We start from the raw sequence: 24,404 nt of genomic DNA, 5'->3' as shown, positions 1-24,404 counted from the left end.
AGGGACCCATGTCGCTGCAAGAAATCACCGATCGAATAGCCAAAGCTGAATCTGCGGCAGGACGCGCCGAAGGCTCGGTGCAATTAATCGCGGTTTCCAAGGTGCAACCTAATGACCGGGTCGAAGCCGTGTTGAAGCAGGGCCACCGGTGTTTCGGAGAAAACCGTGTGCAGGAAGCCGCTGGCAAATGGCCTGCATTTCGCGAGAGTTTTCCGGACATCGATCTGCATCTGATCGGTCCATTGCAAACAAACAAGGCACGTCAGGCGATCGAGCTTTGCAATGCCATCCATTCAGTTGATCGACCAAAGCTCGCCAAAACATTGGCGCGATTGGCACAAGAAATGGGTAAGTGCCCCGATCTTTTTATACAGATCAACACAGGCGAAGAGGATCAGAAGGCCGGTACTCTTCCACAAGATGCTGATGCGTTCATTGCTGAGTGCCGCAGCCTGGACCTGCCCGTCCGAGGTTTGATGTGCATTCCACCGGTTGAAGAAGAACCCGCGTTGCACTTCGCGTTATTGGCAAAAATCGCAGAGCGGAATGGGCTGGAGGGTTTGTCGATGGGAATGAGCAGTGATTTTGAATCGGCAATCGCCTTGGGTGCCACACACGTCCGTATTGGGTCTGCCATATTCGGGGCGCGGGTTAAGCCTCAGGGATGATCAGCCGTGTGCCCGGCGTGATTTTTTGGGCAATCCAACGTAGGTGGTCGCGCCTGAATGCGATGCAACCTTCGGTCGGAAACCGTGGGCGTCGCCATTGATGCAGGAAGATGGCCGATCCCCGGCTGGGTTCTGAATTGGGATAGTTCCAATCGGTTATCAAGATCAGGTCATAAAGCGGATCTGGGCGACGCAGTTTTTCGTGACTGAAATCATGAGGCGCGTGCACCAAATGGTTATACGCATCGTCCTCTATGTCATCAGACCATAAATCGCGGGGTCCGATCGGTCGTGCCCAATGCGCCGGTCGTGGCATTCGGTCTGCGCGATAGAGCATACCCACAATGTGATGCACACCTGATGGTGTTGCCCCATCACCTTCCTGCTTGGTTGGGCTCAAGCCCCCTTTGCCTATAGCGCAGGGGAACAGGTGCCCGAGAAACCGAACGCCACGCGGTGTCAAAACCAGATCGCTTGGTGTCACAGCAGGTGGCCTGACTTTGCCGCTTTGGTCGCCAGATACACGCGGTTGAAATCTGTTTCACCTACTTTCAACGGAACCCGTTCGGTGACGGCGATACCTGTGCGTTCCATCATCGCGATTTTTGCAGGGTTGTTGGTCAGTAGACGGACCGAATTGAAGCCCAGCGATTTCAGGATATCCGAGCCGAGCCTGAAATCCCGTTCATCGTCTTCGAATCCAAGCCGGTGGTTAGCCTCGACAGTGTCAAATCCCTGATCCTGAAGAAAATAGGCGCGCATCTTGTTGGCAAGCCCGATCCCACGCCCTTCCTGATTCAGATAGAGCAGGACGCCCGCACCCTCGTCCCCCATCTGAGCCAAGGCCCCGCGCAGTTGCGGGCCACAGTCACATTTCAGGCTGCCCATGAGATCGCCCGTGAAACAGGCCGAATGCAGCCGCGCGAGGACGGGCTTGTCGCGGTCAGGGCGACCGATTTCAACCGCATAGTGTTCTTCTCCACCATCTTCGGGGCGGAATACATGTAGGCGCCCGGCCTCCGACACTTCCATCGGCAGGCGTGCGGCGACGACAGGGTGCAGAGCGCTGCGATCTGTCAGATGTGGCGCGGCCCGGGCATGGTCAATGCAGGTCAGACCATGATCTGCCGCAAATTCGCGCCCGTCTTGAATTGGGGCGACGACGGCGGCCGGAAGCAAGTGCGCCGACTTGGCCAGCGCAATAGCGATCCGGTGCAGATTTGCGCTGCCTTGTCGTTCGGTCATCAGCGGGCCCTTCATCGGGGCGTTCAGATCATCGGACGGGTCGGCCACCGCCTGCACCCAGCTCAGCCCAGCATCCGCCGGGATCATGACACGAGCAAGATCGCCGTCATATGCACGCGCTTTAAGTGTTTCAGCGCGCCGAACCGTGATGGCGACAACGGGATCCCCGCCCAAGCCGCGCAAATCGGCCAACCTTTGCGGGCTCAGGGTCTCGGTGGCGAATGCGAGTACTCCAAATCCCAGTTCGTCGGTCAGAACAACGGGAACACCCATACGCAGGTCAGCCCGCGCCCGTGCCAGCAATTCGGTGATGTCGGGAGTGAGACTCATGCAGTTTACCTTGAAACGATCAGACCCTGTCCTACCCCGATCACTGGAAAATGTGAAACATTTCCTCGGCGTCAGACACGAGGGCGTGAGACGACTGCAGTAAATCTTGCTGATTGCATTCTTCATACGCAAGTGATGGAAAAGGCTTAGGAGGACCGTACATGGCTCAGCTCAAGAAAATCCTGCTGGTGGATGACGACGAAGACCTGCGCGAAGCGCTCAGCGAGCAACTTGTCATGACCGAAGACTTTGACGTGTTCGAGGCGTCCGATGGCGCGTCGGCAATGGAACGCGCGCGCGAAGCAATATACGATCTGGTGATTCTGGATGTCGGCCTGCCGGATACCGATGGCCGTGAGCTGTGTCGCCTGATGCGCAAGCAGGGCGTCAAAAGCCCGGTGCTGATGCTGACTGGGCACGACAGCGATGCTGACACGATCCTGGGCCTTGATGCTGGCGCTAATGATTATGTCAGCAAGCCTTTCAAATTTCCGGTTCTTCTGGCCCGGATTCGGGCCCAACTGCGCCAGCATGAACAATCCGAGGATGCGGTCTTTGTTCTGGGGCCCTACACCTTCAAACCGGCCATGAAGATGCTGATGACCGAAGATGATCGCAAGATCCGCCTGACCGAGAAAGAGACTAACATTCTCAAGTTCCTCTATCGATCAACTGACGGCGTCGTTGCACGTGATGTTCTTTTGCATGAGGTCTGGGGTTACAACGCAGGCGTTACAACGCACACGCTTGAAACCCATATCTATCGTCTGCGTCAGAAGATTGAACCCGACCCGTCGAATGCGCGCCTTTTGGTCACAGAATCGGGCGGATATCGCCTTGTTGCTTGACTAATGGTGGATTGACTTGGATCAAAGTGATACTCTGTAGGTATCTTTAGATTACTCCCAACCCGCGCATGTCCGGGTTATGACATGCACCTCCCTGTTGGACTGCCGGGCCTGATGGCCCGGCTTTTTTTTTGTAGGGTGCAACTGTATCGTGCAGGGCGATATCGGCACCGGGCATCCGATTTCATTCAATGAAATCGGACCGGAAACTTTGCAAGTTTCCGTCACCGCCGGGTCAGGCAACATTGCTTTGTTTTTCGATGGCACCTCGCTTGGCGCCGCGCTAACCTGCGGCAACTTCGACAAAGGAACCCCCGGATATGCCCTTCACCCTTGCCACATGGAACATCAATTCGGTCCGCCTGCGCGAGCCTATCGTTCTGAAATTGCTGCAGGAAGAGGCACCGGATGTGCTGTGTCTACAGGAATGCAAATCGCCGGTCGACAAAATCCCAACCGAAGGGTTCGCCGAGCTGGGCTATACGCATATGATTGCGCGGGGCCAGAAGGGGTATAACGGCGTCGCCATCCTGTCGCGCCTTCCGCTTGAGGAAGTAGGGGATAAGGATTTCGCGGGTTTGGGTCATGCGCGACACATTGCGGGGCGGTTGGAGAATGGCGTGACCATTCATAATTTCTATGTCCCCGCTGGGGGCGACGTGCCGGATCGCGAAGTGAACGAGAAGTTTGGCCAAAAGCTGGATTACCTCGCTGACATGCGCGATTGGTTCCATGCGGAAAAGCCGAAAAAGTCCATTCTGGTGGGCGATCTGAATATTGCGCCCCGCGAAGATGATGTCTGGTCGCACAAGCAGTTGCTGAAGGTGGTTTCACATACGCCGATCGAGGTTGAAACGCTAGCCGAGACTCAGGATGCAGGTGGCTGGGTCGATATCACCCGGCAGGATATTCCCGAGGGCCAGCTATACAGCTGGTGGTCTTATCGGGCACGAGATTGGGATGCCGCCGACAAGGGACGCAGGCTGGATCATGTGTGGGCTACGCCCGATATCTCGAACGCGGGTCATTCCAGCCGCATTCTGCGCGACGCGCGCGGATGGAAAAAACCCAGTGATCACGCCCCGGTATTTGCTACGTTTGACGTCTGACCGAAGCAAATTCGCCGAACTCCCCCCTTGGTTTCTGCCGCATTGGACTGCATATAGGGCGCAAGTTCGAACCAGAGAGTATAAGCCATGGACCTTCTGAACGGCGCAGGCAGCCCCCAAGCCACTGATCTGATTAAAGACGGGACCGAGGCCACCTTCATGGCCGATGTGGTCGAAGCCTCACAAGAGACGCCGATCATCGTTGACTTCTGGGCGCCTTGGTGCGGCCCCTGCAAAACGCTGGGCCCGGCGTTGGAAGAGGCCGTGACCGCTGCCAAGGGTGCGGTCAAGATGGTCAAGATCAACGTGGACGAAGCGCAGATGATTGCAGGACAACTGCGCATCCAGTCGATTCCGATGGTCTATGCATTTCACAAAGGCCAACCGATCGACGGGTTTCAGGGCGCTTTGCCAGGGTCCGAGATCAAGGCCTTCATAGATCGTGTGATCGAAGCCGCGGGCGGTGAAAGCCCGGGTGGTCAACTAGATGATGCTGTGCAAGCTGCCGAAGAAATGTTGACCGAGGGGGCCGCTGTAGACGCGGCACAGACTTTTGCCGCCATACTGGGTGAAGACCCCAATCACGCTGCCGCTTATGGCGGGTTGGTGCGCGCGCATATTGCATCGGGGGATCTGGATCAGGCTGAGGCGATCCTCAATGGCGCTCCTGCCGAGATTTCCACTTCACCCGAGGTTGAAGCGGCCCATGCGCAACTGGAATTGGCCAAGCAGGCTGCAGATGCTGGTCCGGTAGGTGAGTTGACTGCAACAGTTGAGGCCGAGCCAGACAACCATCAAGCCCGTTTCGATCTGGCGCAGGCCCTGCATGCCAATGGCGATGTCGAAGAGGCAGTGGCTCAACTGTTGGAATTGTTCCGCCGCGATCGCGAGTGGAATGATGGGGCAGCAAAGGCGCAGCTCTTCACAATTTTCGATGCGCTCAAGCCCAATGACCCGATTGTTCTGAACGGGCGGCGCAAGCTCAGCTCGATGATATTTGCCTAATCCCCGATCAGAACTAAACTCGGGTACATGATGCATCCTGCCGATTTGCCGGAAACGGTATCCGTTTTCCCTTTGCCCGGAGCGCTGCTGCTGCCACGGTCTCGCCTGCCGCTGCATATTTTTGAGCCGCGCTACCTACAGATGCTGGACGACGCGCTGAAAACGCAAGAACGCCTGATCGGGATGGTGCAACCGAATACCTGTCAGGGGGACGAAACTAAGTTGCACCAGATTGGATGCGCTGGACGGGTCACCCAGTTTTCCGAGACCGAAGACGGCAGGTATCTGATTACGCTGACGGGAATCTCTCGGTTCAGGGTCAAATCAGAGTTGGACAGTTTCACCCCGTATCGTCGGGTTTCGGTGTCTTGGGACGGGTTTGACCGAGATCTCGGCAAGGCCGAGGTAGATGACGGTTTTGATCGGAACAGGTTCCTGCGGCTGTTGGAACGATTTTTTTCGTCCCGTCAGTTGTCCACCGATTGGGACACAATGAAAGATGCCGATGATGAGCTTTTGGTCAATTCCCTGTCGATGATGCTAGAGTTTGACCCCGAGGAAAAGCAAGCCCTGCTTGAGGCCCCCTGCCTGCGCACCCGGCGCGAGACATTGGTGACATTAATTGAATTCGCCATGCGCGGCGGATCGAATGAGGAAAAACTGCAATGAGCGATACCGAACACGCCTTTGACCGCCATATGCTTGAGGCGTTGATTTGTCCGCAGACCCACACGACGCTGCACTATGATGCCGAACGGCAAGAGCTGGTGTCAAAAGCCGCCGCTCTGGCCTTTCCAATCCGCAACGGTATTCCAGTGATGCTAGTGGATGAGGCCCGAGAGCTGGACTAGATCGGGTGTCCCTGCAGCAGTTTCGGCAGGTCTCCGGTCAGACCTGCAGCCTCGCGCACGAAACCTCGGCGCAGCCCGGGCAGCGATCCGACGATACCCATTCCAATATCCCGACCTATGCGGAGTAGGGGATTATCGTTCGAAAACAGCTTGTTGAACATATCAGTCGCCATCGCAAGCGAGGCTGTGTCGAACCGGCGCCACTCTTGATAGCGCTCCAGCACAAGCGTTGATCCGATATCCTCGCCACGTCGTCCCGCAAGGGTCAGAACCTCGGCCAATGCACCGACATCACGCAGACCTGCGTTCAGGCCTTGCCCGGCGATGGGGTGCATGCCATGGGCGGCGTCTCCGACCAAAGCCAACCGGTCCGAGATGAAGGAATTGGCGATGGTCAGGTTCAACGGGTATGTGAACCGGTCACCCTGCAGGCGGATATCCCCCAGGAAATCGCCAAAGCGCGGGCGCAGAACTTGTAGGTAATCTGCCTCGGGCAGCGCATTGATCTGCGCGGAGGTCTCAGTGCGTTCGCTCCAGACGATGGAACTGCGGTTCCCGGTCAGCGGCAGAATCGCCAACGGGCCGGGGGGCATGAAGAACTGATGGGCGATACCGTGATGCGGTAGCTCGTGTTCAATGGCGCAGACCAGAGCGGTCTGTCCATAGTCCCAGCCGGTTCGCTTGATTCCGGCGCGCATAGCGGTCCCGCTGCGGCGGCCATCGCAACCCACCAGAAGGCTGCCGGACAAGGTGGACCCGTCATCCAGTGTAAGTGTTGCCCCGTTTGCCGAGATGTCCTGAGACACGACCGTTTTTCCGCTGAATTCGGTAACCCCGTCTTGTTCGGTCATGGTCTCCAGAAAAGCCCGCCGCAGGTGGCGATCTTCGACCATATAGCCCATCGGGCCTTCTTCGATCTCGGCATGATCAAAATGCATGAAGAACGGGGAAGGTCCGGCACCGGCATGGCCATCCGTTACCTTGATCTCCAGCATCGGCTGGGCGTGCTCTTCCACCTTTTCCCAAACGCCTATCGCGTCGAGCAGACGTTGCGACGCCAATGCCAGCGCATAAGCGCGCCCGTCGAAGGTCGCATTCTTGCGCACTTTCTCTGCCAGAGCGTCAACAACCACGACTGAATGCCCGGTCTGGGCCAGCGCCAGCGCAAGGGCAGGGCCGTTCAGGCCACCACCAACGATCAGGATATCGGATCTGTGTTCCATGTGCTGCAATATGCGCGCCCTTTCGGGATTGTCCATGTGCGGTCCTGTCGCTACCGTCCGATCACGGAATTACTCGGGAGGGGACCGGATGCAAGACTGGCTGACCATGACGGCATGTGATTTGGGCCGTGGTATCGGAATGGGGCAGATCGATCCGGTTGAACTGACAGAAACTTATCTAAGCGCGATTGACGCCCATCCACATCGCGATCGGATCTATGCCCGGGTGACCCACGATCGCGCCCGCGCCGAGGCCCTTGCGGCGCAAGAGCGGGCAAAGCTTGGCCTGCGGCGGTCTTTGTTGGATGGCGTCCCGATCAGCTGGAAAGACCTGTTTGACACGGCAGGCGTAGGGACCGAGGCCGGTTCGGCCCTGTTGGAAGGCCGCGTGCCCGAATCCGATGCGCAGGTGGTGCGGAACGCGACCGCGATGGGTACGGTCTGTCTGGGTAAAACGCATATGAGCGAATTGGCGTTCTCGGGTTTGGGTCTAAACCCTGTGACGGCTACGCCTCCATGCGTGAATGACGAAGACGCAGTGCCGGGCGGCTCATCTTCAGGTGCAGGAGCTTCGGTGGCTTGGGGGCTTGCTGCAGGCGGCGTTGGCTCGGACACGGGTGGATCGGTGCGGATTCCCTCGGCCTGGAACGATCTGGTGGGGCTGAAAACCACGGCGGGGCGCGTTAGCCTTGAGGGCGTCGTGCCGCTCTGCCTGAAATTCGATACCGTTGGGCCTCTGGCGCGATCAGTTGAGGACGCCGCACATATGCTTGCTGTGCTTGAGGGCACCGCCCCGGCTGATCTGCGCGGGGCGTCATTGATCGGTCGCCGCTTTGCTGATTTGCAGAACGTGGCCAAGGACGATCTGCGCGAAGCTCCAGCCAACGCCTATGAAGATGCGCTGGCGCGCCTGAAAGAGGCCGGGGCCGAGATCGTTCCGCTTGACGTGCCTGAGCTGAACGAAGCGATGAGCCTGTCGGGTGTGCTCTATACAACCGAAGCCTACGGCTTGTGGCGAGATGTGATAGAAGCGAACCCCGAGGCGATGTATCCCGAAATCCTTGAACGGTTCCGAATGGGCAAGGCCTATTCCGGCCCCGATTACGTGGCCGCTTGGTCGAAACTAACCGCTTGTCGACAGGCTTGGGATGCGGCCTCTGCGGGCTTTGACGCCGTGCTTGCGCCGACGGCCCCGATCCTACCGCCCAATCTCGACCGGTTGATGAATGATCATGACTACTATGTTACCGAAAATCTCTTGGCTCTCCGCAACACCCGGATCGGCAATCTGATGGGGCTTGCGGCACTGACTTTGCCCACGGGAACACCCGGTTGCGGGCTGATGATGTTGGGCTATCCGGGGTCGGAAGAGGCCTTGTTACGGCTCGGCTCATCAGCCGAAAGGGCTTTGACCTGAATGCCACAATCCCCTGATTCGGCACCTCTTTGTCTGGACGAAGCCCGGGTCGATCTGTAATCTGCCATAAAACGGGGCGCAAAATGACCCCGAAATTGAGGCAGTATCATGAATTTCCCCGAGCGGTTTTCGAACCTACCGGAATACGCATTTCCGCGTCTACGCGCCCTGTTGGATCATCATCAGCCGGGTGGTGAAGTCGTTCACATGACCATTGGCGAGCCCAAGCATGATTTCCCTTCTTGGGTGACTGACGTGATCATGGAAAACGCCGCCGGGTTTCAGGGCTATCCCCCGAACGAAGGCTCACCTGAATTGCGCGCAGCGATCACGGGTTGGATCAACCGCCGCTATGGTGTGTCGATGGATGCAGATGCCAATGTGATGGCACTGAACGGTACGCGCGAGGGTCTTTATAACGCTGCAATGGCGCTCTGCCCTGAGCAGAAAAATGGGCAGCAACCGATCATTCTGTGCCCGAACCCCTTCTATCAGGTCTACATGGTTGCCTCGATTTCGGTCGGTGCGCAGCCATATTTCGTGCCGGCAACCGCTGCCACTGGCCATTTGCCAGACTATGCAGGCCTGCCCGAAGAGGTTCTGAACCGTACTGCTGTAGCCTATATCTGCTCGCCCGCGAACCCTCAGGGGGCGGTCGCCTCGCGCGATTACTGGGTTGAGCTGATTCAATTGGCTGAAAAGTACGATTTCCGCATCTTTGCCGATGAATGCTATTCCGAAATCTACCGCGACGCCGCGCCGGTTGGCGCGCTGACCGTTGCGCAGGAACTGGGTGCTGACCCCGAACGTGTCACGCTGTTCAACTCTCTGTCCAAGCGGTCGAACTTGGCCGGGTTGCGGTCGGGGCTGATCGCAGGTGGACCTGAAACAATCAGCCGTGTCAAACTGTTGCGCAGCTATGCGGGTGCCCCTTTGCCCGCCCCGCTGCAGGCCGCCGCCGCCAAGGTTTGGGCGGATGAAGCGCATGTGCAGGAAAACCGCGCGCTGTATCAGGAGAAATACGCCGTCGCGGATGAGGTTTTCGCAGGCGTACAAGGCTACATGCCGCCCGAGGCCGGGTTCTTCCTGTGGCTGCCGGTCGAAAACGGTGAAGAAACCGCATTGAAGCTTTGGCAGGAAACCGGTGTTCGGGTTCTGCCGGGCGCATATCTTTCTCGAGGTGATCCGGGGCAAAACCCGGGCGAGCAATTTATCCGGGTCGCGATGGTGGCCCCAAAAACAGAGATGAAGCGCGGGCTGATTACACTCCGCGACTGCATCTATTCGTGAGGTACGAGGGCAAAATGGCATCATATAACGCGCGAAACCGTGACCCGCTGCTGGACAGCAACACGCAAGCCGCCATTGAACGGCGTAGCAAAGAACTGATCGGGATCGCTTTGATCCTGTTGGGGTTGGCCGCTGCAGCGATGATCTGGTCCTATACGCCCGATGATCCAAACTGGATGGTTTCGACCGATGCGCCCGTGCAAAACTGGATGGGGCGCATTGGGGCCTCGATTGCCGCGCCGTTGTTTATGATCGTGGGTTGGGGCAGCCTGGGTGTCGCCTTGGTGCTGATCACTTGGGGCGTTCGATTTGCAGGCCATTTAGGTGAAGACCGTGCCATTGCCCGCCTGATTTTTGCGCCGATCTGGATCGCCGTTCTGGCTGTCTATGCAGCGACTCTGGTGCCGGGTGCCGAATGGCGGACGACGCACAGCTATGGCTTGGGTGGTCTATTCGGCGATACAGTGATGGGCGCGATTTTGACGTTGTTGCCGATCTCATCGCATTTCCTGGTCAAGCTGATGTCGCTGGCGATGGCGGTCGGTATGCTGGCTCTGGGTGTATTCGTGTTGGGTTTCGGCAAAGCGGACGTTCGCAATGGCTTCCGGGCGTTTCTGTTGGGACTGGTCATGGCCTATGATCTGTTGATGAACGCGCTGGGACGCGGGGCATCGGCGACAGCGCGGGCAGCACGGGACCGGAAGGCCCAATGGGCCGAGCGCAAGGCCGAACGTGCAGTTCCGGTTCAGGCGGATTTTGACGACGACCTGGCCTACGCTGATCCGGTCTTTGAAGACCCTGAGATTGAAGCGCAGGAACCTGTCGCCAAGACAGGCCTTCTGGCTCGAATGCCTTCGCTGATCCGTCGTCCTGACCCAATGCCCGAGCCTGAGTTGGTCGAAAACGTTGCGGTCGAAGGGTATTACGACATGCCGGGTGAGGATCGCATCCGGTCCAAGATTTCCGCCGCTGTACGCAATCGTAAAGTGGCCGCTGGTGTGCTAACGCCCGAACCCGATCCCAACTTGCCATTGACCAAAGGGCGGGGCAGGGGACCTGACCCGTTGATTTTGAACTCTGGCGCGGCAGACGAGTTGCCGCCCGAACCCCCGATGACCTCTGCAGGTTTGCCCCCCGAACCACCGCTGACAGCAGGATCTGATGTTGAGACGCTGGCGGCTGACTCCGAGGCTGATAATTGGATGCAGCAGGACTATGTTTCCGAACCGGACTATGATGATGGGGCCGTGTTTGATGATGCCCCCGAACCCGCGCTCCAACCGAGACAGGCTGTCAAGATTCCTGTCGCTGAGCCGCGTAAACCTGTAGTAGCTCAACCGGTCCGACGCACTCCTCCACCTTCGCGCAGGGCGCAAGCCGAAGCACAGCCGACACTTTCTTTCGAGGAACGGCATTCCGATTTCGAACTGCCACCGCTGGGCCTTCTGTCCAACCCTGCAAGCATCCAACGCCATCACCTAAGCGATGAGGCGCTCGAGGAAAATGCGCGGATGCTGGAAAACGTGCTGGATGACTACGGCGTCAAGGGCGAGATCGTAAGTGTCCGCCCTGGTCCGGTTGTGACCATGTACGAATTGGAGCCTGCACCGGGTTTAAAAGCCAGCCGTGTGATCGGTTTGGCCGACGATATCGCGCGCTCAATGTCGGCTTTGTCCGCGCGGGTTTCAACTCTACCGGGGCGCTCGGTTATTGGCATTGAACTGCCCAATGAAAACCGTGAGATGGTGGTGTTGCGCGAAATCCTCGCCAGTCGCGATTTCGGCGATGGTAATCATGCGCTGCCCTTGGCGTTGGGCAAGGATATCGGCGGTGAGTCCGTGGTGGCGAACTTGGCAAAAATGCCTCACCTCTTGATCGCTGGTACGACCGGTTCCGGTAAGTCGGTGGCAATCAATACGATGATCCTGTCGCTGCTTTATAAGCTAACGCCGGATGAGTGCCGCCTGATCATGATCGACCCCAAGATGCTGGAACTGTCGGTCTATGACGGTATCCCGCACCTGCTCTCGCCTGTTGTGACCGACCCGAAAAAGGCGGTTGTGGCTCTGAAATGGGTCGTGGGCGAGATGGAGGATCGCTATCGCAAAATGTCCAAAATGGGCGTGCGCAATATCGCGGGCTACAATGGCCGCGTGAAGGATGCGCTATCCAAGGGCGAGATGTTCAGCCGCACGGTCCAGACCGGCTTTGACGATGAAACCGGCGAGCCAATGTTCGAGACCGAAGAATTCGCGCCCGAAGCAATGCCTTATATCGTTGTGATCGTCGACGAGATGGCTGACCTGATGATGGTTGCGGGCAAGGAGATCGAGGCCTGCATCCAGCGTCTGGCGCAGATGGCGCGGGCTTCGGGCATTCACCTGATCATGGCGACGCAGCGTCCCTCGGTCGATGTGATCACCGGGACGATCAAGGCGAACTTCCCGACCCGGATTTCGTTCCAAGTGACCTCGAAAGTCGACAGCCGCACGATCCTGGGCGAGATGGGTGCCGAGCAACTGCTTGGTCAGGGCGACATGCTGTATATGGCGGGCGGGGCGAAGATCACCCGTTGCCACGGTCCGTTTGTCTCGGATGAAGAGGTCGAAGAAATCGTCAACCACCTGAAACAGTTCGGTCCGCCGGCCTACATGAGTGGCGTGGTCGATGGCCCGGCTGAGGAAAAGGCTGACAATATCGACGCTGTTCTGGGCCTGAACACGGGTGGCAACACGAACGGAGAAGACGCCCTTTACGACCAGGCAGTGGCGATTGTGATCAAAGATCGCAAATGCTCGACGTCCTACATTCAGCGAAAACTTGCCATTGGCTACAACAAAGCTGCGCGGCTTGTTGAGCAGATGGAGGACGAAGGCGTTGTTTCCGGGGCAAATCACGTTGGAAAACGCGAAATCCTCGTCCCCGAGCAGTAAGATATTTAATAACAAGGGCAGAACGCCTATCTGGGTCCTATGAAACAGATTGCTTTTGCCCTTGCTCTGACACTGGCTGCGCCCGCCGCGTGGGCGGCTGAAAAGCTGCCACTGTCGCAAATCTCTAACTACCTGAACCAGATGAAGACGGCTCAGACCACATTCACGCAGGTGAATGATGACGGATCGCTTAGCACCGGTAAGCTGTGGCTCGAGAGGCCCGGAAAAATGCGGTTCGAATATGATCCGCCCAACAGCGCGGTAGTTTTGGCGCGGTCGGGGACGGTGCAGATCTTTGACCCGAAATCCAATCAGCCGCCCGAACAGTACCCGCTGAAACGCACACCGCTGTCACTGGTGTTGGCGCGGAATGTCAATCTGGGGCAAGCCAATATGGTTGTTGGGCACGATTTTGACGGGACCGCCACGGTTGTGACGGCTCAGGACCCCAAAAACCCGGAAAGCGGGCGGATCGAGTTAATGTTTACATCCAATCCGGTTGAGCTGCGCAAATGGGTGATCCACGATAACGCTGGAAGTCAAACGACCGTACTGCTGGGGCCGTTGACTGAAGGCGGAAACCTCGATTCCAGCGTGTTTTCAAGCAAAACCCGTATCAGGTCAGACGATCGCTGACCTGACAGGGTTTGTTTAGTAACGGCAGTTCGCCAGCTGCGCCTGATACAGTTGCGCTCGGGCGTCTACATCATTCGCAACGTTCAACAGCCAAGATTTGCTGTTGTAGCTGCCGCGCGCGTAGCCGGTTTGCCCTTCGTGATAGGCCAGGTATTGGTTACGCGTGTCGGTGGGATGAATCCCGTTCCGCTCATAGCTTTTGTTCATGTACCAGCCAATGAAATCTGACGCATCACGGATGCGATCCCGCTTGGCGCGGCGTTTGCCGGTTTCGCGCTGATACTGCTCCCACGTGCCATCAAGTGCCTGACCATAGCCGTAAGCACTGCTTTGGCGACCCATCGGGATGACGCCCAGCACGTATTTGTGCGGTGTGCGCGCATCTGCGCGATAACGGCTTTCTTGGTAAATCGTGGCCATCTGAACGTGAACGGGGACACCCCATTTGCGCTCGGTGCTTTTGAAAGCCTTGATATAATCGGGTTTTTCGCGCGCAATGCTGCACGCGTCATTCAGTCTGCTCGGTGGCTGTTTGGACCCGCCACCACAGGATGCCAAAAGCAGCACCCCGAAGAGTACGAAAAGAATTCTGCTCATGTGCCTCGTGCCTTTTTTCTTTATTCTAGCGCAGATTGAGCTCTGAGGAAATCACAATCGTTACAGAATAATAGCGAGAATTATAGGCAGTGCGGCAACCGATAGCACGGTCGAGACCATGACCATGCCTGCAACCGCATCTGAATCCGCCTCAAACCGCTCTGCCAGCAGGTATGAGGTGACAGCGACTGGGGTACACATCTGCAAAACTAAAACTCCGAAAGCCACAGGGCCCAGTTCAAAACTGATGGCAAGAACCCAGCCCAACCCGAAGCACACCGCGAGTTTCAGCAAGGACAACCATATAGCCTGTTGCAGCTTCTGTGTTGTCAGGCGTGCAATCGCGACCCCAAGGGTGATCAGCATCATAGGCACCGCCATCTGGCCCAACAGTTCCAGCGTGTTGGTTAGAAACAGTGGCGTCTGCCATCCACGCCACAGAAACAATGCCCCCAGCAGCGTGGCCCAGACCATGGGCTCGCGCAGAACCCTGCCAAAGGCGCCGCGCCCCGCGACCAGATAGATACCGTAAGTGAAAGAAAACAGAGCGGTAACGGCCAAAAAGATCACCGCGAAACCCAACCCAGCCTGCCCAAAGGCAAAGATGCACAAAGGCAGGCCCAGATTCCCAGTGTTACCGAAGATAAGAGGTGACAGATAGGTCCGCTGCTCAAGCCCTGAGGCACGTACAAAGACCCAGAAAACCACCGCCAAAGCAACATGTGATGCAATCGCAGCGAGCGTGAAAACGGTCAATTCACCGCCAGGAATGTCGGTTTGCATCAAAGCTACGAAGATCAGGCTGGGCACTGCAAGCGTCACCGCAAACCTCGTGACAAATTGTAACCGATACTCGAACCCAAGCTTGACCCACGCAAACCCGATCCCGGCCAGAAGGAACACTGGGGCAACGATTTCGAACACTGTTAGGAGTAGGTTCACAGACTGTTTCCCCGAATTTCAGCTCATTGGTTGGCTTTTCTGCCCGAAAAGATGTACTAAATGCTTTGGGGGCCGAAACAATGCTAAAGACACAAGCCAAGTACCGCCTGGGACAGGTGGTTCGACACCGTAGACACCCTTTTCGAGGGGTTATTTTTGATGTCGATCCGGAATTCTCGAACTCGGAGGAATGGTATCAGGCCATTCCCGAAGATAGTCGCCCGCTGAAGGACCAGCCGTTCTATCATTTGCTGGCTGAGAATGATCAATCCTTCTATGTCGCTTATGTTTCAGAACAAAATCTGGTTGAGGATCAATCGGGTGAGCCGGTAGACCATCCCGATATCCCCAACATGTTCGGCCCGTTTCAGGATGGATCTTATCCGCTGCACTTTCAGTTGAACTGAATATGTCCGTCATAATGGCGTGTGTCAGTAGCCTAATGCGCAACCATCTTTACGGGGATCGCTAGCACCTTCCAGAACTCCGTTTGAACAGATTCGAATGGCTTGCGCACCACCCAGAGACGTTTCCGGTATTTGGACAGTGTGCCCCATATCGGATAATTGTTGCAGAACGGCATCGGAATAGCCTCGCTCAATTTTCAGAACACCCCCATCTGCAAATGCCCGAGGCGCATCGATGGCTTCCTGCAGCTCTATGTCGAAATCCGTGAGATTTGACACTAGCCGAGCGTGTCCGGTTGGTTGATAGGCACCTCCCATGACACCAAAGGGCATCGCGATGCGGCCTTGGGCGCGCAACATTCCCGGTATGATTGTGTGCATTGGTCGCTTTCCACCGGCAAGCTCATTTGGATGACCGGGTTCGAGGTTGAAACCAGCACCCCGATTCTGCAGCAAAATGCCGAACTTTTCCGAAGCGATGCCCGACCCGAACCCGTGGTAGATCGAATAAATAAGTGAAACGGCCATGCGATCCCGGTCAACCACGGTGATATAGACGGTGTCTTTGTGAACAGATTCGGTCAAGGGAGCGGCGGCAGCCATGGCGCGTTTCGGATTGATCAGCGCGGCAAGTTGGGCGGCTGTCTCAGGTGCAAGAAAATGAGCCATCCGCGTGCTGTGGTCGGGATCGGCGATGAAACGATTGCGTGCGTCGTAGGCCAGTTTGCTAGCCTCGGCTTCGATATGTATGCGTTCAGCCCCCCAAGGGTCCATTGCGGCCAGATCGAAGTGCTTCAAGATATTCAGCAACAGGATTGCCGTCGCGCCCTGACCATTCGGTGGGTGCTCGACCAGTTCGACACCGCCATAATCTCCGCTGACGGGCACAGTTTCATCGCTTTGCACGGCCGCGAAATCCTGCGCAGTCTGTACTCCACCCAGATCGGACAGGGCCGCAAGCATGTCATCGGCAATCTCACCAGAATAAAATGCCTTTTGACCGTGTTGGGCCACGCGCCGAAGAACTTCTGCCTGACCGGGTGCGCGAAAAACCTGCCCGGTTTGCAGGGGTTTGCCGTCAATCAGGTAATGATCACGGGCCGCGCCTTGCAGGGTGGATGCGCTGTTCATCCAATCAAAGGCAACGCGAGGAGCCACCGGAACACCTGACTCGGCATAATGGATTGCGGGTTGCAGGATTGCTTCCAGGCCCAGCCGACCTTCGGTTTTTGCTAGACGGCAGAATGCCTCAACCGCTCCGGGAATTGTCACGGCATCCGGGCTGGTCTCGGGAACCGAATTTGAACCGCGATCCCGCAATGCCTGTGCATCCGCTGCTGCCGCGGCCCGACCCGAACCGTTTAGTGCGCGAACAGTCTGCTCGCCTGCGCGATTGTACAGAACAAAGCAATCTCCGCCCAAGCCGGTCATTTGCGGCTCGCAAATTCCCAGAAGCACCGCGCCTGCAATGGCTGCGTCCATGGCATTGCCGTCCTGCTGCAGAATATCCAGCGCGATTTTGGCGGCCAACGGATGGGACGTTGCGCACATCCCTTCGGTTGCCAAAACTTCAGAACGGCCTGTCTTGTGAAAATCGCGCATGGGTCTTTCCTTCTGCAAACACGCAGACACTAAGCCGCAGCTGGGAATTGTCCAATGCTATCAGAGGAAGGAGGTCCTCGGCGCCGCTCACTGGGTGGGGGCTGTGACGCTAGGCGCCGAGGGAAGCTATCTGAGCTACCCCTTACTTATGACCTTTGTTTGCGGCGCGACAATGGTTCGATCTAGGCCTTATTGTGGCTATTTGATGCCTGCTAGGGCATCTCGTCAAAGTCGAACCGCAAGCAGAGCAGATTCCCGCCGCTTTTGCGTTCATATTGTATGTCGCTGGCAAGTTGATGAATCAGGTGCCAGCCAAAGCCGCCCTCGGGCAGGTCCTGCAAAGCAGTGTCGACAGATGGTGGAGTGCCGCTCGGTATCCGCAATTCGGGCATCGGGTCGCCGGTATCGATGATCTGAATCACCAACTTCTTTGCACATAATGAGCAATCGATTTGAATGTCAGCGGCGGCCACCCCGGCATAGGCATGTTCGACCACGTTGTTGATCGCTTCGGTCAGCGCGATTCTTACGTCATCTGCTTTGCTTTCCGGCAATCCCTGCGCCACCAGCCGTACGCTTAACGCCGCGATCCCTGCGCTGGCCTGCACTTGTGTCGCGGGAAAGCTCACCTCCAGGCAGTTTTGTTTGCAATTCGAGCACACGCGGTTCCACCTCTGCCGATCGTCAGTCTGCACCAGCGCCGATCGCCTCATCCAGCGATTTGAACAGTCTGAACACGGTGTCCATGCGGGTCAGGCGGAACACTTTTTCAACGATCGGGCGCAAGCCGGCCAGATCCAATCTGCGCCCTTTTTCCAATTGTTTCATCGAGGCGACAATGGCGCCCAGACCGCTGGAATCGATGAATTCAACAGAAGACAAATCCAACACCACCCGTTTGGCATGGGTTTGGGTTTCCGCGCGCATATCTTCCTTGAATTGAATCGCCATCGCGGCATCAATTCGATCACAATGAACGGATATTATCTGTGTCTCGCCAGTGATCTCGCTGCTGAGCCCCATGTTCGTCCGCCTTTGGCAATGCAAAATGATGGTAGAAATACGCTAGACGGTAATTCTTACCATTCGGTATCCATAGGCTGGAAAGTTCAAGGAGATTTCGGATGAACGAGGTTGTGATAGCAGGTGCCGCGCGTACACCAATGGGCGGCTTTCAGGGCATGTTTGACGGCGTCGCCGCTGCTGATCTGGGCGGTGCTGCTATCCGCGCAGCGCTGGAGGGTGCTGGCACTCGGACCGTGGATGAGGTGCTGATGGGCTGCGTCCTGCCTGCCGGCCAGGGACAGGCCCCGGCGCGTCAGGCTGGGTTTGCCGCCGGTCTGGGAGAAGATGTACCTGCCACAACGCTCAACAAAATGTGCGGTTCAGGCATGAAGGCCGCAATGATCGCGTTTGATCAGATCGCTTTGGGCCATACTCAGACCATGGTCGCTGGCGGGATGGAGAGCATGACCAACGCGCCCTATCTGCTGCCCAAGATGCGCGGTGGCGCCCGGATCGGACATGGGCAGGTCGTCGATCACATGTTTCTGGACGGGCTCGAAGACGCCTATGACAAAGGTCGGCTTATGGGCACGTTTGCCGAGGACTGTGCCGAATCCTATCAGTTCACGCGCGAGGCGCAGGACGAATACGCCCTGCGATCGCTTTCGAACGCGCTGTCCGCGCAGGAAAATAATGCGTTCGACCAGGAAATTACACAGGTCAAGCTTCAAACCCGTAAAGGCGAGGTTGTGCTGGAGGCGGATGAGCAACCAAAATCGGCGCGACCCGAGAAGATACCCACACTGAAACCAGCCTTTCGCAAGGACGGAACGGTTACGGCAGCCAATTCTTCTTCGATCTCGGATGGCGCAGCCGCCCTTGTGCTTGCCTCGGCAGAGGCGGCAGAACAGCAGGGCCTGACCGTGCGCGCACGAATTCTCGGCCACGCCAGTCACGCGCAGGCACCGGGGCTGTTCACAACTGCTCCGGTTCCGGCAGCGCAGAAATTGTTGGATCGTGTCGGTTGGAAAAAAGAAGATGTCGATCTGTGGGAGGTCAACGAAGCCTTCGCCGTTGTGCCCATGGCTTTCATGCACGAAATGGGCTTGTCGCGTGAGATCGTGAATGTGAATGGCGGCGCATGTGCGCTTGGCCATCCGATTGGCGCTTCTGGGGCGCGGATCATGGTCACGCTGCTGAATGCGTTAGAAAAGCGGAACCTCAAGCGCGGTGTCGCGGCAATCTGCATCGGCGGCGGAGAAGGGACGGCCATCGCAATAGAACGCGTTTGACGCTTTGTCTTTTTGCAAATACTCCGGGGAATTGGCGGCAGCGCCCGCAGTTCCTCGGATGCAAGGTCTACCAACATGAATGCCGACTACGACACACTCGCCAAAACCATTGCCGCCTTGACCGAAGGTGAAACCGACGAGGTTGCGCTGATGGCCACGGTTGCATGCGAAGTGCATCACTCCGACGACCGTTTCGATTGGACAGGGTTCTACCGCGTAACTGAGCCCGAGGTGCTAAAGATCGGGCCTTATCAGGGGGGGCATGGCTGCCTTGTAATCCCTTTTGAACGCGGTGTGTGTGGTGCGGCTGCCCGTACAGGGCAAGTGCAATTGGTTTCGGATGTAGATGCTTTCCCCGGCCATATCGCCTGTGCGTCATCCACTCGGTCCGAGTTGGTTCTACCAGTGCGGGATGCGAATGGTAACGTGATCGCTGTCTTTGATATCGACAGCGACCAGCCCGACGCGTTTACCAAAGATGATGCGACTGCACTTGGTGCTATTCTAACGGATGTATTTGCGCGTTAGAGGGTTCCGACCTATCGCAAAAATGCGCCAAGATCTCGGGACATAATCAGATAGCAAAGCCCGGCCTGAAACGCTGTGATCGTGTATAGCCAAGCCGAGAAACCGCGCTTGCGGGTCTTGTGCCCGAAGATCCAGCGCCCCAGTAGCGCGGCCAAGCTGCCACCTAGTGCCGCCAACCATAACAAGCGCCGCTCGGGGATGCGTCGCCTTCTACGGCGCGCGCGCAGCTTATCCCAGCCAAACGCCATCAAAGTCAGGGCATTAATGGCCCAAAGATAGATTACGGCAATCCACATGGACCGTGCATAGCCAACTAAATTTGCAGACCCAAGTGAAAAAATGCTTGGAAATTTCACCGATTCGAGGCACCGTGAAAAAGTAACAGAAAATTTCACGCAGACTCGGAGCGCAACTTGAATTCGCAAGCCCCTCATAGCGCATCCCTCGGTGCCGATCTGCGCGCACTGCGCAAGGCGCGTGGGCTGACTCTGACTGAGCTCGCCAACCGATTGGATCGGTCCGTCGGCTGGCTCAGCCAGGTCGAGCGTGACATGTCCGAGCCGTCGATTTCGGATCTACGCCAGATTGCCGAATGTCTGGGTGTGCCGATGTCGATGCTGTTTGCCCATTCCGCTGCGCCGGCGGATGAGCAAGGGTATATTGTGCGGGCAGGGTCCCGTCGCCCGATGGGCTCTGGTGAAGAAGGGTTGATCGAAGAACTGCTTTCGCCTGACCTGACCGATGATTTCGAGATGGTGCATTCGACCTTTGAGCCGCATTCGCAGATGCAGACCCCGGCAAACCGGCCGACGCAGGAAGTCGGCTATATGGTTTCAGGCCGTCTGGAACTGACGATCGGCTCGCGCAGCTTTCAGGTCGGCCCCGGCGATAGCTTCCGGATCAAGCACGAGCCCTACACTTGGTCCAACCCCTTTGATGAGCCCGCTGTGGCCATCTGGGTTATCGCCCCACCGGTGTACTGATGAGTTTCGAGGCCTGGACCATATTCGCCCTGTTCTGGGTGGTGTTCGTTACCACCCCGGGGCCTAATGCGGTCAATTGCATCTCAAATGGGATGAGCCTGCCGTTCTCCAAGGCTATGTTGGGTGTCTTGGCTATTTTGACTCAGGCGAGTGTGTTCCTGATCCTCTCGGCTGTGGGAATCACAGCGTTGATTGCCGCGTCGCCAACAGGTTTCTTTGTCGCCAAGCTGATCGGGGCCGGGTTTCTGATCTGGATGGGCATTCGCGGTTGGATGAACGCAGCGAAACCCGCTCCGGCGTCAGAGCGTCCGGCGCGACATGTTTACTTTCACGCGTTGGCTGTTGCCACGATCAACCCCAAAAGCGTCGCCGGATACCTTGCGGCGTTTTCGCAATTTGTGCAGCCGAATGTACCCATCTGGCAGCAGATGGCGGTGATCATGCCGACGGCACTGGTCATCACGACGCTCAGCTATACCGGGTTCACCTCGCTGGGGGCGCTGATGGGCAAGGCTGCGTTGGGGGCGGTGTTCAATATCTGGGTACGCCGCGTGATGGCGACCTGTTTCATCATTTATGGCGTTTTGCTGGGTGCCAGTTCGACGCCGACAGCGAGGGGGTAAGGATATGCATACCGGTTCCTGCCTGTGCGGCGCGGTCGCTTTTGTTGTTGACGGAGACCTCACGCCACCAAATGCCTGCCATTGCGGGCAGTGTCGCAAACAGTCGGGTCACCTGTGGGCCTCGACCGTTACGCAACAGGACAATCTCAGCTTTACCACCAGCGAAACGCTGGGCTGGTATCGCGCCTCTGACATTGCCAAGCGCGGATTTTGCCGCGCTTGTGGCTCGTTCCTCTTCTGGCAGCACAATGACGAGGACACGATCGCAATTTCCGTGGGCTCATTGGATGAGCCGACCGGGTTGAAACTCGCCCAGCACATCTTCGTTGCGGACAAGGGCGATTACTATGACATCAAAGACGACCTGCCCCAGCGGGCACACTAATAGGGAACCAAACACATGAGTGATTTTCCAACCAAGGCCCGTGTGGTCATCATCGGCGGCGGCGTTGTGGGCTGTTCATCGCTGTATCATCTGGCCAAGAAGGGCTGGACGGATTGTGTTCTGCTGGAAAAGAACGAACTGACCGCAGGCTCGACATGGCACGCGGCGGGTAACGTTCCGACGTTTTCGACCTCGTGGGCGATCATGAACATGCAGCGCTATTCGACCGAACTGTATTCGCGCCTCGCGGACGAGGTCGACTATCCGATGAACTACCACGTTTCCGGGTCAATTCGTCTGGCGCACAGCAAGGAGCGGATGCAGGAATTCGAACGGGCCATGTCTATGGGCCGCTATCAAGGCATCCCGATGGAGATGTGGACTCCGGAAGAGGCCAAGGAACGCTATCCTTTCCTGGAGACCCATGATCTTGAAGGCGTTCTGTATGACCCGACCGATGGTGACATTGACCCGGCGCAGCTGACTCAGGCTCTGGCCAAGGGAGCGCGGGATATGGGGCAAAAGATTATCCGATTCTGCCCGGCAACCGGTGTGACACAGCAGGACGACGGCACATGGACCGTGCATACCGAAAAGGGTGATATTGCCTGCGATTATGTGGTGAACGCCGCCGGTTACTATGCGCAGCGCGTAGGGGAATGGTTCAAACCCTTTGGCGGCCGAACCGTCCCGGCAATGGTCATGAGCCATCAGTATCTGTTGACCGACGAAGTTCCTGAAATCGAAGCGTGGTCGAAAGAAAACGGTGGCAAGAAGCTACCGCTGCTGCGCGATGTCGATATCTCGTACTATCTGCGGCAGGAGAAGAACGGCTTCAACCTTGGCCCTTATGAGCCCAATTGCAAGGGCCACTGGATGACCGAGGATGACCCGATGCCCGAGGATTTCAGCTTCCAACTGTGGAACGATGATCTGGACCGGATCGAGGATATCGTGACCGATGCGATGGAACGGGTTCCGCTGATGGCAACCTCGGGCGTTGGTCGCGTCATCAATGGCCCGATCCCCTATGCACCAGATGGTCTGCCGTTGATTGGCCCGATGCCGGGTGTGACAAACGCGTTCGAGGCTCATACCTTTACTTTCGGTATCGCCCAAGGTGGTGGTGCAGGCAAAGTTCTGGCCGAATGGATCGTCGATGGTCACACCGAATGGGATATGTGGGCCGTCGATCCGCGTCGTTACACCGACTACACCGATCAGGACTACTGCAATCAGAAAGGGATGGAAGTCTACGGCAACGAATACGCCATGCATTTCCCACATCACGAATGGCCTGCCGCACGCGACAAGAAGGTCTCGCCTGTGCACGCCAAGGTCAAGGAATTGGGCGGTGTCATGGGCGCGTACAACGGCTGGGAACGCGCAAACTGGTTTGCGCAAACCGGCGATGACACGTCACTGGAAGCCACCCATACCTGGGGACGTTCGGGCCCCTGGGAGCAACGGGTCAAAGAAGAATGCGAAGCCGTGCGCGATCACTGCGGGGTGCTGGATCTGCCGGGCTTCTCGCGGTTCTGGATACAAGGCGAGGGGGCGGATGACTGGCTGCGTGGCTTCTGTACCGGAGGTATCCCTAAAGCAGGGCGCATGAATCTGATCTATGTCTCGGATGAAAGAGGGCGCATTCTGACCGAGCTGTCCTGTATCCGTCTGGCTGAGAACAATTTCGTCCTAATCACCGCTGCCACGGCACAGTGGCACGATGGTGATTTGATCCGCAATTCGGTGCCCGAAGGTGTGACCGTTCGGGAAACCACAACCGAGCGCGACACACTGATCGTGACCGGACCGATGACGCGGAATGTATTGTCCGGCATCACCGATGCAGATTTGCAGCAAGGGTGGCTGACCCACCAATTCGCCAAAGTTGCCGGGCAGGATGCCTTCCTGATCCGTGTATCTTTCGCGGGTGAGTTGGGTTGGGAAATCCATGCTGAAAATGATGCGATGCCCGCCATCTACGAAGCTGTGCTGGCTGCCGGAGCGAAACCTTTTGGCATGTATGCGTTGAATTCGCTGCGGATCGAGAAAGGCTATCGCGCGTGGAAAGGCGATCTAAGCACGGATTACTCTCTGCTGGAAGGTGGCTTGGGGCGCTTTGTCAAGCTCGATAAACCGCAGGATTTTGTTGGCAAAGCAGCCATTCAGAACGAAAAACAGCAAGGCGTTAAAAAGTCCTTTGTCACTCTGATCGTGGACGCAGGTGAGGTCGATGCGCCTTACATGTCCTGTATCTGGAGCGGTGATGAGATCGTGGGTGAAACCACATCGGGTGCGTGGGGGTATCGCATTGGTGCCTCGGTCGCGCTGGGCATGGTGCGCGCAGATCTGGCTGTCCCGGGAACTGAGCTAGAGGTTGAAATCTACGGTCAGAAATGTCGTGCTGTTGTTCAGGAGGATCAGCCGCTCTGGGATCCTGCAAATGAACGGTTGAGGGCCTGACCCCTACGACAGAAAGGCG

The 24,404-nt window shown here is 57.2% G+C and carries 26 protein-coding genes; 17 read left to right on the top strand and 9 right to left on the bottom strand.

Going from position 1 to position 24,404, the window contains the following annotated elements; all coding sequences use genetic code 11:
* Nucleotides 1-8 precede the first annotated feature (8 nt).
* A complete protein-coding gene (locus ACR0MJ_RS08130; protein WP_480760456.1) occupies nucleotides 9-668 on the top strand; it encodes a YggS family pyridoxal phosphate-dependent enzyme in 660 nt (219 codons plus the stop codon).
* Here ACR0MJ_RS08130 and ACR0MJ_RS08125 read toward each other — a convergent pair.
* Together ACR0MJ_RS08125 and ribA are read right to left on the bottom strand one after the other, a co-directional pair.
* The gene (locus ACR0MJ_RS08125) at nucleotides 652-1,152 is read right to left on the bottom strand and encodes a L,D-transpeptidase family protein (RefSeq protein ID WP_480760453.1); all 501 of its coding nucleotides are present in this window, start codon (nucleotides 1,150-1,152) and stop codon (nucleotides 652-654) included. The two genes, ACR0MJ_RS08130 and ACR0MJ_RS08125, sit on opposite strands and share 17 nt — an antisense overlap.
* Nucleotides 1,149-2,243: a GTP cyclohydrolase II gene (gene ribA / locus ACR0MJ_RS08120; protein ID WP_480760451.1), complete on the bottom strand. Its 1,095-nt coding sequence runs from the start codon at nucleotides 2,241-2,243 to the stop codon at nucleotides 1,149-1,151. Before ribA ends, ACR0MJ_RS08125 begins: the two co-directional genes overlap by 4 nt.
* 161 nt (nucleotides 2,244-2,404) lie before the next feature.
* On the opposite strand from ribA, the gene ACR0MJ_RS08115 reads away from it, so the two are divergent.
* The 5 genes from ACR0MJ_RS08115 to ACR0MJ_RS08095 all read left to right on the top strand — a co-directional run bounded on the left by ACR0MJ_RS08115 (nucleotide 2,405) and on the right by ACR0MJ_RS08095 (nucleotide 6,056).
* A complete protein-coding gene (locus ACR0MJ_RS08115; RefSeq protein WP_170398869.1) occupies nucleotides 2,405-3,091 on the top strand; it encodes a response regulator transcription factor in 687 nt (228 codons plus the stop codon).
* A 320-nt stretch (nucleotides 3,092-3,411) separates the two neighbouring features.
* The gene (locus ACR0MJ_RS08110) at nucleotides 3,412-4,200 is read left to right on the top strand and encodes an exodeoxyribonuclease III (RefSeq protein WP_480760447.1); all 789 of its coding nucleotides are present in this window, start codon (nucleotides 3,412-3,414) and stop codon (nucleotides 4,198-4,200) included.
* An 87-nt stretch (nucleotides 4,201-4,287) separates the two neighbouring features.
* Entirely contained in the window at nucleotides 4,288-5,205 is a 918-nt protein-coding gene (locus tag ACR0MJ_RS08105; RefSeq protein ID WP_170398864.1) for a thioredoxin family protein, read from the top strand.
* Nucleotides 5,206-5,232: 27 nt separating this feature from the next.
* Nucleotides 5,233-5,874, top strand: a complete 642-nt coding sequence (locus ACR0MJ_RS08100) for an LON peptidase substrate-binding domain-containing protein (RefSeq protein ID WP_170398861.1) — start codon at nucleotides 5,233-5,235, stop codon at nucleotides 5,872-5,874.
* A complete protein-coding gene (locus tag ACR0MJ_RS08095; protein ID WP_170398842.1) occupies nucleotides 5,871-6,056 on the top strand; it encodes a Trm112 family protein in 186 nt (61 codons plus the stop codon). The genes ACR0MJ_RS08100 and ACR0MJ_RS08095 overlap by 4 nt, the downstream gene beginning before the upstream one ends.
* Here ACR0MJ_RS08095 and ACR0MJ_RS08090 read toward each other — a convergent pair.
* On the bottom strand, nucleotides 6,053-7,315 hold the full coding sequence (locus tag ACR0MJ_RS08090; protein ID WP_480760444.1) for an FAD-dependent monooxygenase: 1,263 nt from the start codon (nucleotides 7,313-7,315) through the stop codon (nucleotides 6,053-6,055). The genes ACR0MJ_RS08095 and ACR0MJ_RS08090 overlap by 4 nt on opposite strands.
* Before the next feature lie 52 nt (nucleotides 7,316-7,367).
* Here ACR0MJ_RS08090 and ACR0MJ_RS08085 point away from each other — a divergent pair, with 52 nt between their 5' ends.
* From ACR0MJ_RS08085 to ACR0MJ_RS08070, 4 genes are all read left to right on the top strand, one after another.
* Nucleotides 7,368-8,696 (top strand): amidase, encoded by a 1,329-nt coding sequence (locus tag ACR0MJ_RS08085; protein WP_480760441.1) that lies wholly within the window; start codon nucleotides 7,368-7,370, stop codon nucleotides 8,694-8,696.
* 108 nt (nucleotides 8,697-8,804) lie between these two features.
* Nucleotides 8,805-9,986 (top strand): aminotransferase class I/II-fold pyridoxal phosphate-dependent enzyme, encoded by a 1,182-nt coding sequence (locus ACR0MJ_RS08080; protein ID WP_480760439.1) that lies wholly within the window; start codon nucleotides 8,805-8,807, stop codon nucleotides 9,984-9,986.
* A 14-nt stretch (nucleotides 9,987-10,000) separates the two neighbouring features.
* A complete protein-coding gene (locus ACR0MJ_RS08075; protein ID WP_170625788.1) occupies nucleotides 10,001-12,919 on the top strand; it encodes a DNA translocase FtsK in 2,919 nt (972 codons plus the stop codon).
* A gap of 39 nt (nucleotides 12,920-12,958) precedes the next feature.
* A complete protein-coding gene (locus tag ACR0MJ_RS08070) occupies nucleotides 12,959-13,555 on the top strand; it encodes an outer membrane lipoprotein carrier protein LolA (protein ID WP_170406673.1) in 597 nt (198 codons plus the stop codon).
* A gap of 15 nt (nucleotides 13,556-13,570) precedes the next feature.
* Here ACR0MJ_RS08070 and ACR0MJ_RS08065 read toward each other — a convergent pair whose 3' ends face one another.
* Both ACR0MJ_RS08065 and ACR0MJ_RS08060 read right to left on the bottom strand, forming a co-directional pair.
* Nucleotides 13,571-14,152, bottom strand: coding sequence for a transglycosylase SLT domain-containing protein (locus ACR0MJ_RS08065; protein ID WP_480760431.1), 582 nt, complete (start codon nucleotides 14,150-14,152; stop codon nucleotides 13,571-13,573).
* A 60-nt stretch (nucleotides 14,153-14,212) separates the two neighbouring features.
* Nucleotides 14,213-15,094: an AEC family transporter gene (locus tag ACR0MJ_RS08060; RefSeq protein ID WP_170406666.1), complete on the bottom strand. Its 882-nt coding sequence runs from the start codon at nucleotides 15,092-15,094 to the stop codon at nucleotides 14,213-14,215.
* An 80-nt stretch (nucleotides 15,095-15,174) separates the two neighbouring features.
* Between ACR0MJ_RS08060 and hspQ the strand changes: the two genes are divergently transcribed.
* Nucleotides 15,175-15,501: a heat shock protein HspQ gene (hspQ, locus tag ACR0MJ_RS08055; RefSeq protein ID WP_170398818.1), complete on the top strand. Its 327-nt coding sequence runs from the start codon at nucleotides 15,175-15,177 to the stop codon at nucleotides 15,499-15,501.
* 24 nt (nucleotides 15,502-15,525) lie between these two features.
* Here hspQ and ggt read toward each other — a convergent pair whose 3' ends face one another.
* The 3 genes from ggt to ACR0MJ_RS08040 all read right to left on the bottom strand — a co-directional run bounded on the left by ggt (nucleotide 15,526) and on the right by ACR0MJ_RS08040 (nucleotide 18,126).
* Entirely contained in the window at nucleotides 15,526-17,103 is a 1,578-nt protein-coding gene (gene ggt, locus ACR0MJ_RS08050) for a gamma-glutamyltransferase (RefSeq protein ID WP_170508883.1), read from the bottom strand.
* 212 nt (nucleotides 17,104-17,315) lie between these two features.
* Nucleotides 17,316-17,732: an ATP-binding protein gene (locus ACR0MJ_RS08045; protein WP_480760425.1), complete on the bottom strand. Its 417-nt coding sequence runs from the start codon at nucleotides 17,730-17,732 to the stop codon at nucleotides 17,316-17,318.
* Between the two features lie 55 nt (nucleotides 17,733-17,787).
* Nucleotides 17,788-18,126: an STAS domain-containing protein gene (locus tag ACR0MJ_RS08040; protein WP_170398809.1), complete on the bottom strand. Its 339-nt coding sequence runs from the start codon at nucleotides 18,124-18,126 to the stop codon at nucleotides 17,788-17,790.
* 101 nt (nucleotides 18,127-18,227) lie between these two features.
* Between ACR0MJ_RS08040 and ACR0MJ_RS08035 the strand changes: the two genes are divergently transcribed.
* Together ACR0MJ_RS08035 and ACR0MJ_RS08030 are read left to right on the top strand one after the other, a co-directional pair.
* Nucleotides 18,228-19,400: an acetyl-CoA C-acyltransferase gene (locus ACR0MJ_RS08035; RefSeq protein ID WP_170406658.1), complete on the top strand. Its 1,173-nt coding sequence runs from the start codon at nucleotides 18,228-18,230 to the stop codon at nucleotides 19,398-19,400.
* Between the two features lie 75 nt (nucleotides 19,401-19,475).
* Entirely contained in the window at nucleotides 19,476-19,928 is a 453-nt protein-coding gene (locus ACR0MJ_RS08030) for a GAF domain-containing protein (RefSeq protein WP_480760422.1), read from the top strand.
* A gap of 11 nt (nucleotides 19,929-19,939) precedes the next feature.
* Here ACR0MJ_RS08030 and ACR0MJ_RS08025 read toward each other — a convergent pair whose 3' ends face one another.
* A complete protein-coding gene (locus ACR0MJ_RS08025; protein WP_170406651.1) occupies nucleotides 19,940-20,224 on the bottom strand; it encodes a DUF1294 domain-containing protein in 285 nt (94 codons plus the stop codon).
* A 117-nt stretch (nucleotides 20,225-20,341) separates the two neighbouring features.
* Here ACR0MJ_RS08025 and ACR0MJ_RS08020 point away from each other — a divergent pair, with 117 nt between their 5' ends.
* Genes ACR0MJ_RS08020 through ACR0MJ_RS08005 form a run of 4 tightly spaced genes read left to right on the top strand, consistent with a single transcriptional unit; the run spans nucleotide 20,342 to nucleotide 24,385 of the window.
* The gene (locus ACR0MJ_RS08020) at nucleotides 20,342-20,911 is read left to right on the top strand and encodes an XRE family transcriptional regulator (protein WP_170398796.1); all 570 of its coding nucleotides are present in this window, start codon (nucleotides 20,342-20,344) and stop codon (nucleotides 20,909-20,911) included.
* Nucleotides 20,911-21,534: a LysE family transporter gene (locus ACR0MJ_RS08015; RefSeq protein ID WP_170406646.1), complete on the top strand. Its 624-nt coding sequence runs from the start codon at nucleotides 20,911-20,913 to the stop codon at nucleotides 21,532-21,534. Before ACR0MJ_RS08020 ends, ACR0MJ_RS08015 begins: the two co-directional genes overlap by 1 nt.
* Nucleotides 21,535-21,538: 4 nt before the next feature.
* Nucleotides 21,539-21,919 carry a GFA family protein gene (locus ACR0MJ_RS08010; protein WP_170406643.1) on the top strand — a complete coding sequence of 127 codons (381 nt, stop codon included), beginning with the start codon at nucleotides 21,539-21,541 and terminating at the stop codon, nucleotides 21,917-21,919.
* Nucleotides 21,920-21,934: 15 nt separating this feature from the next.
* Complete coding sequence (locus ACR0MJ_RS08005) at nucleotides 21,935-24,385, top strand: GcvT family protein (RefSeq protein ID WP_170398785.1); 2,451 nt, start codon at nucleotides 21,935-21,937, stop codon at nucleotides 24,383-24,385.
* The last annotated feature ends 19 nt before the right edge of the window (nucleotides 24,386-24,404 follow it).

It is taken from the genome of Ruegeria sp. C6 (assembly GCF_056537625.1).
Note: the sequence above shows the minus strand (reverse complement) of the source record. Positions and strands in the feature narration are given on the sequence as shown.

Bases quoted from the DNA above. Each gene is read 5' to 3' on its own strand.
- ACR0MJ_RS08115 (WP_170398869.1), top strand. From the start codon at position 2,405: ATGGCTCAGCTCAAGAAAATCCTGCTGGTGGATGACGACGAAGACCTG.
- ACR0MJ_RS08075 (WP_170625788.1), top strand. From the start codon at position 10,001: ATGGCATCATATAACGCGCGAAACCGTGACCCGCTGCTGGACAGCAAC.
- hspQ (WP_170398818.1), top strand. From the start codon at position 15,175: ATGCTAAAGACACAAGCCAAGTACCGCCTGGGACAGGTGGTTCGACAC.
- ACR0MJ_RS08100 (WP_170398861.1), top strand. From the start codon at position 5,233: ATGATGCATCCTGCCGATTTGCCGGAAACGGTATCCGTTTTCCCTTTG.
- ACR0MJ_RS08070 (WP_170406673.1), top strand. From the start codon at position 12,959: ATGAAACAGATTGCTTTTGCCCTTGCTCTGACACTGGCTGCGCCCGCC.
- ACR0MJ_RS08080 (WP_480760439.1), top strand. From the start codon at position 8,805: ATGAATTTCCCCGAGCGGTTTTCGAACCTACCGGAATACGCATTTCCG.
- ribA (WP_480760451.1), bottom strand. From the start codon at position 2,243: ATGAGTCTCACTCCCGACATCACCGAATTGCTGGCACGGGCGCGGGCT.
- ACR0MJ_RS08010 (WP_170406643.1), top strand. From the start codon at position 21,539: ATGCATACCGGTTCCTGCCTGTGCGGCGCGGTCGCTTTTGTTGTTGAC.
- ACR0MJ_RS08130 (WP_480760456.1), top strand. From the start codon at position 9: ATGTCGCTGCAAGAAATCACCGATCGAATAGCCAAAGCTGAATCTGCG.
- ACR0MJ_RS08015 (WP_170406646.1), top strand. From the start codon at position 20,911: ATGAGTTTCGAGGCCTGGACCATATTCGCCCTGTTCTGGGTGGTGTTC.
- ACR0MJ_RS08025 (WP_170406651.1), bottom strand. From the start codon at position 20,224: ATGTGGATTGCCGTAATCTATCTTTGGGCCATTAATGCCCTGACTTTG.
- ggt (WP_170508883.1), bottom strand. From the start codon at position 17,103: ATGCGCGATTTTCACAAGACAGGCCGTTCTGAAGTTTTGGCAACCGAA.
- ACR0MJ_RS08035 (WP_170406658.1), top strand. From the start codon at position 18,228: ATGAACGAGGTTGTGATAGCAGGTGCCGCGCGTACACCAATGGGCGGC.
- ACR0MJ_RS08090 (WP_480760444.1), bottom strand. From the start codon at position 7,315: ATGGACAATCCCGAAAGGGCGCGCATATTGCAGCACATGGAACACAGA.
- ACR0MJ_RS08065 (WP_480760431.1), bottom strand. From the start codon at position 14,152: ATGAGCAGAATTCTTTTCGTACTCTTCGGGGTGCTGCTTTTGGCATCC.
- ACR0MJ_RS08085 (WP_480760441.1), top strand. From the start codon at position 7,368: ATGCAAGACTGGCTGACCATGACGGCATGTGATTTGGGCCGTGGTATC.
- ACR0MJ_RS08030 (WP_480760422.1), top strand. From the start codon at position 19,476: ATGAATGCCGACTACGACACACTCGCCAAAACCATTGCCGCCTTGACC.
- ACR0MJ_RS08005 (WP_170398785.1), top strand. From the start codon at position 21,935: ATGAGTGATTTTCCAACCAAGGCCCGTGTGGTCATCATCGGCGGCGGC.
- ACR0MJ_RS08095 (WP_170398842.1), top strand. From the start codon at position 5,871: ATGAGCGATACCGAACACGCCTTTGACCGCCATATGCTTGAGGCGTTG.
- ACR0MJ_RS08110 (WP_480760447.1), top strand. From the start codon at position 3,412: ATGCCCTTCACCCTTGCCACATGGAACATCAATTCGGTCCGCCTGCGC.
- ACR0MJ_RS08105 (WP_170398864.1), top strand. From the start codon at position 4,288: ATGGACCTTCTGAACGGCGCAGGCAGCCCCCAAGCCACTGATCTGATT.
- ACR0MJ_RS08040 (WP_170398809.1), bottom strand. From the start codon at position 18,126: ATGGGGCTCAGCAGCGAGATCACTGGCGAGACACAGATAATATCCGTT.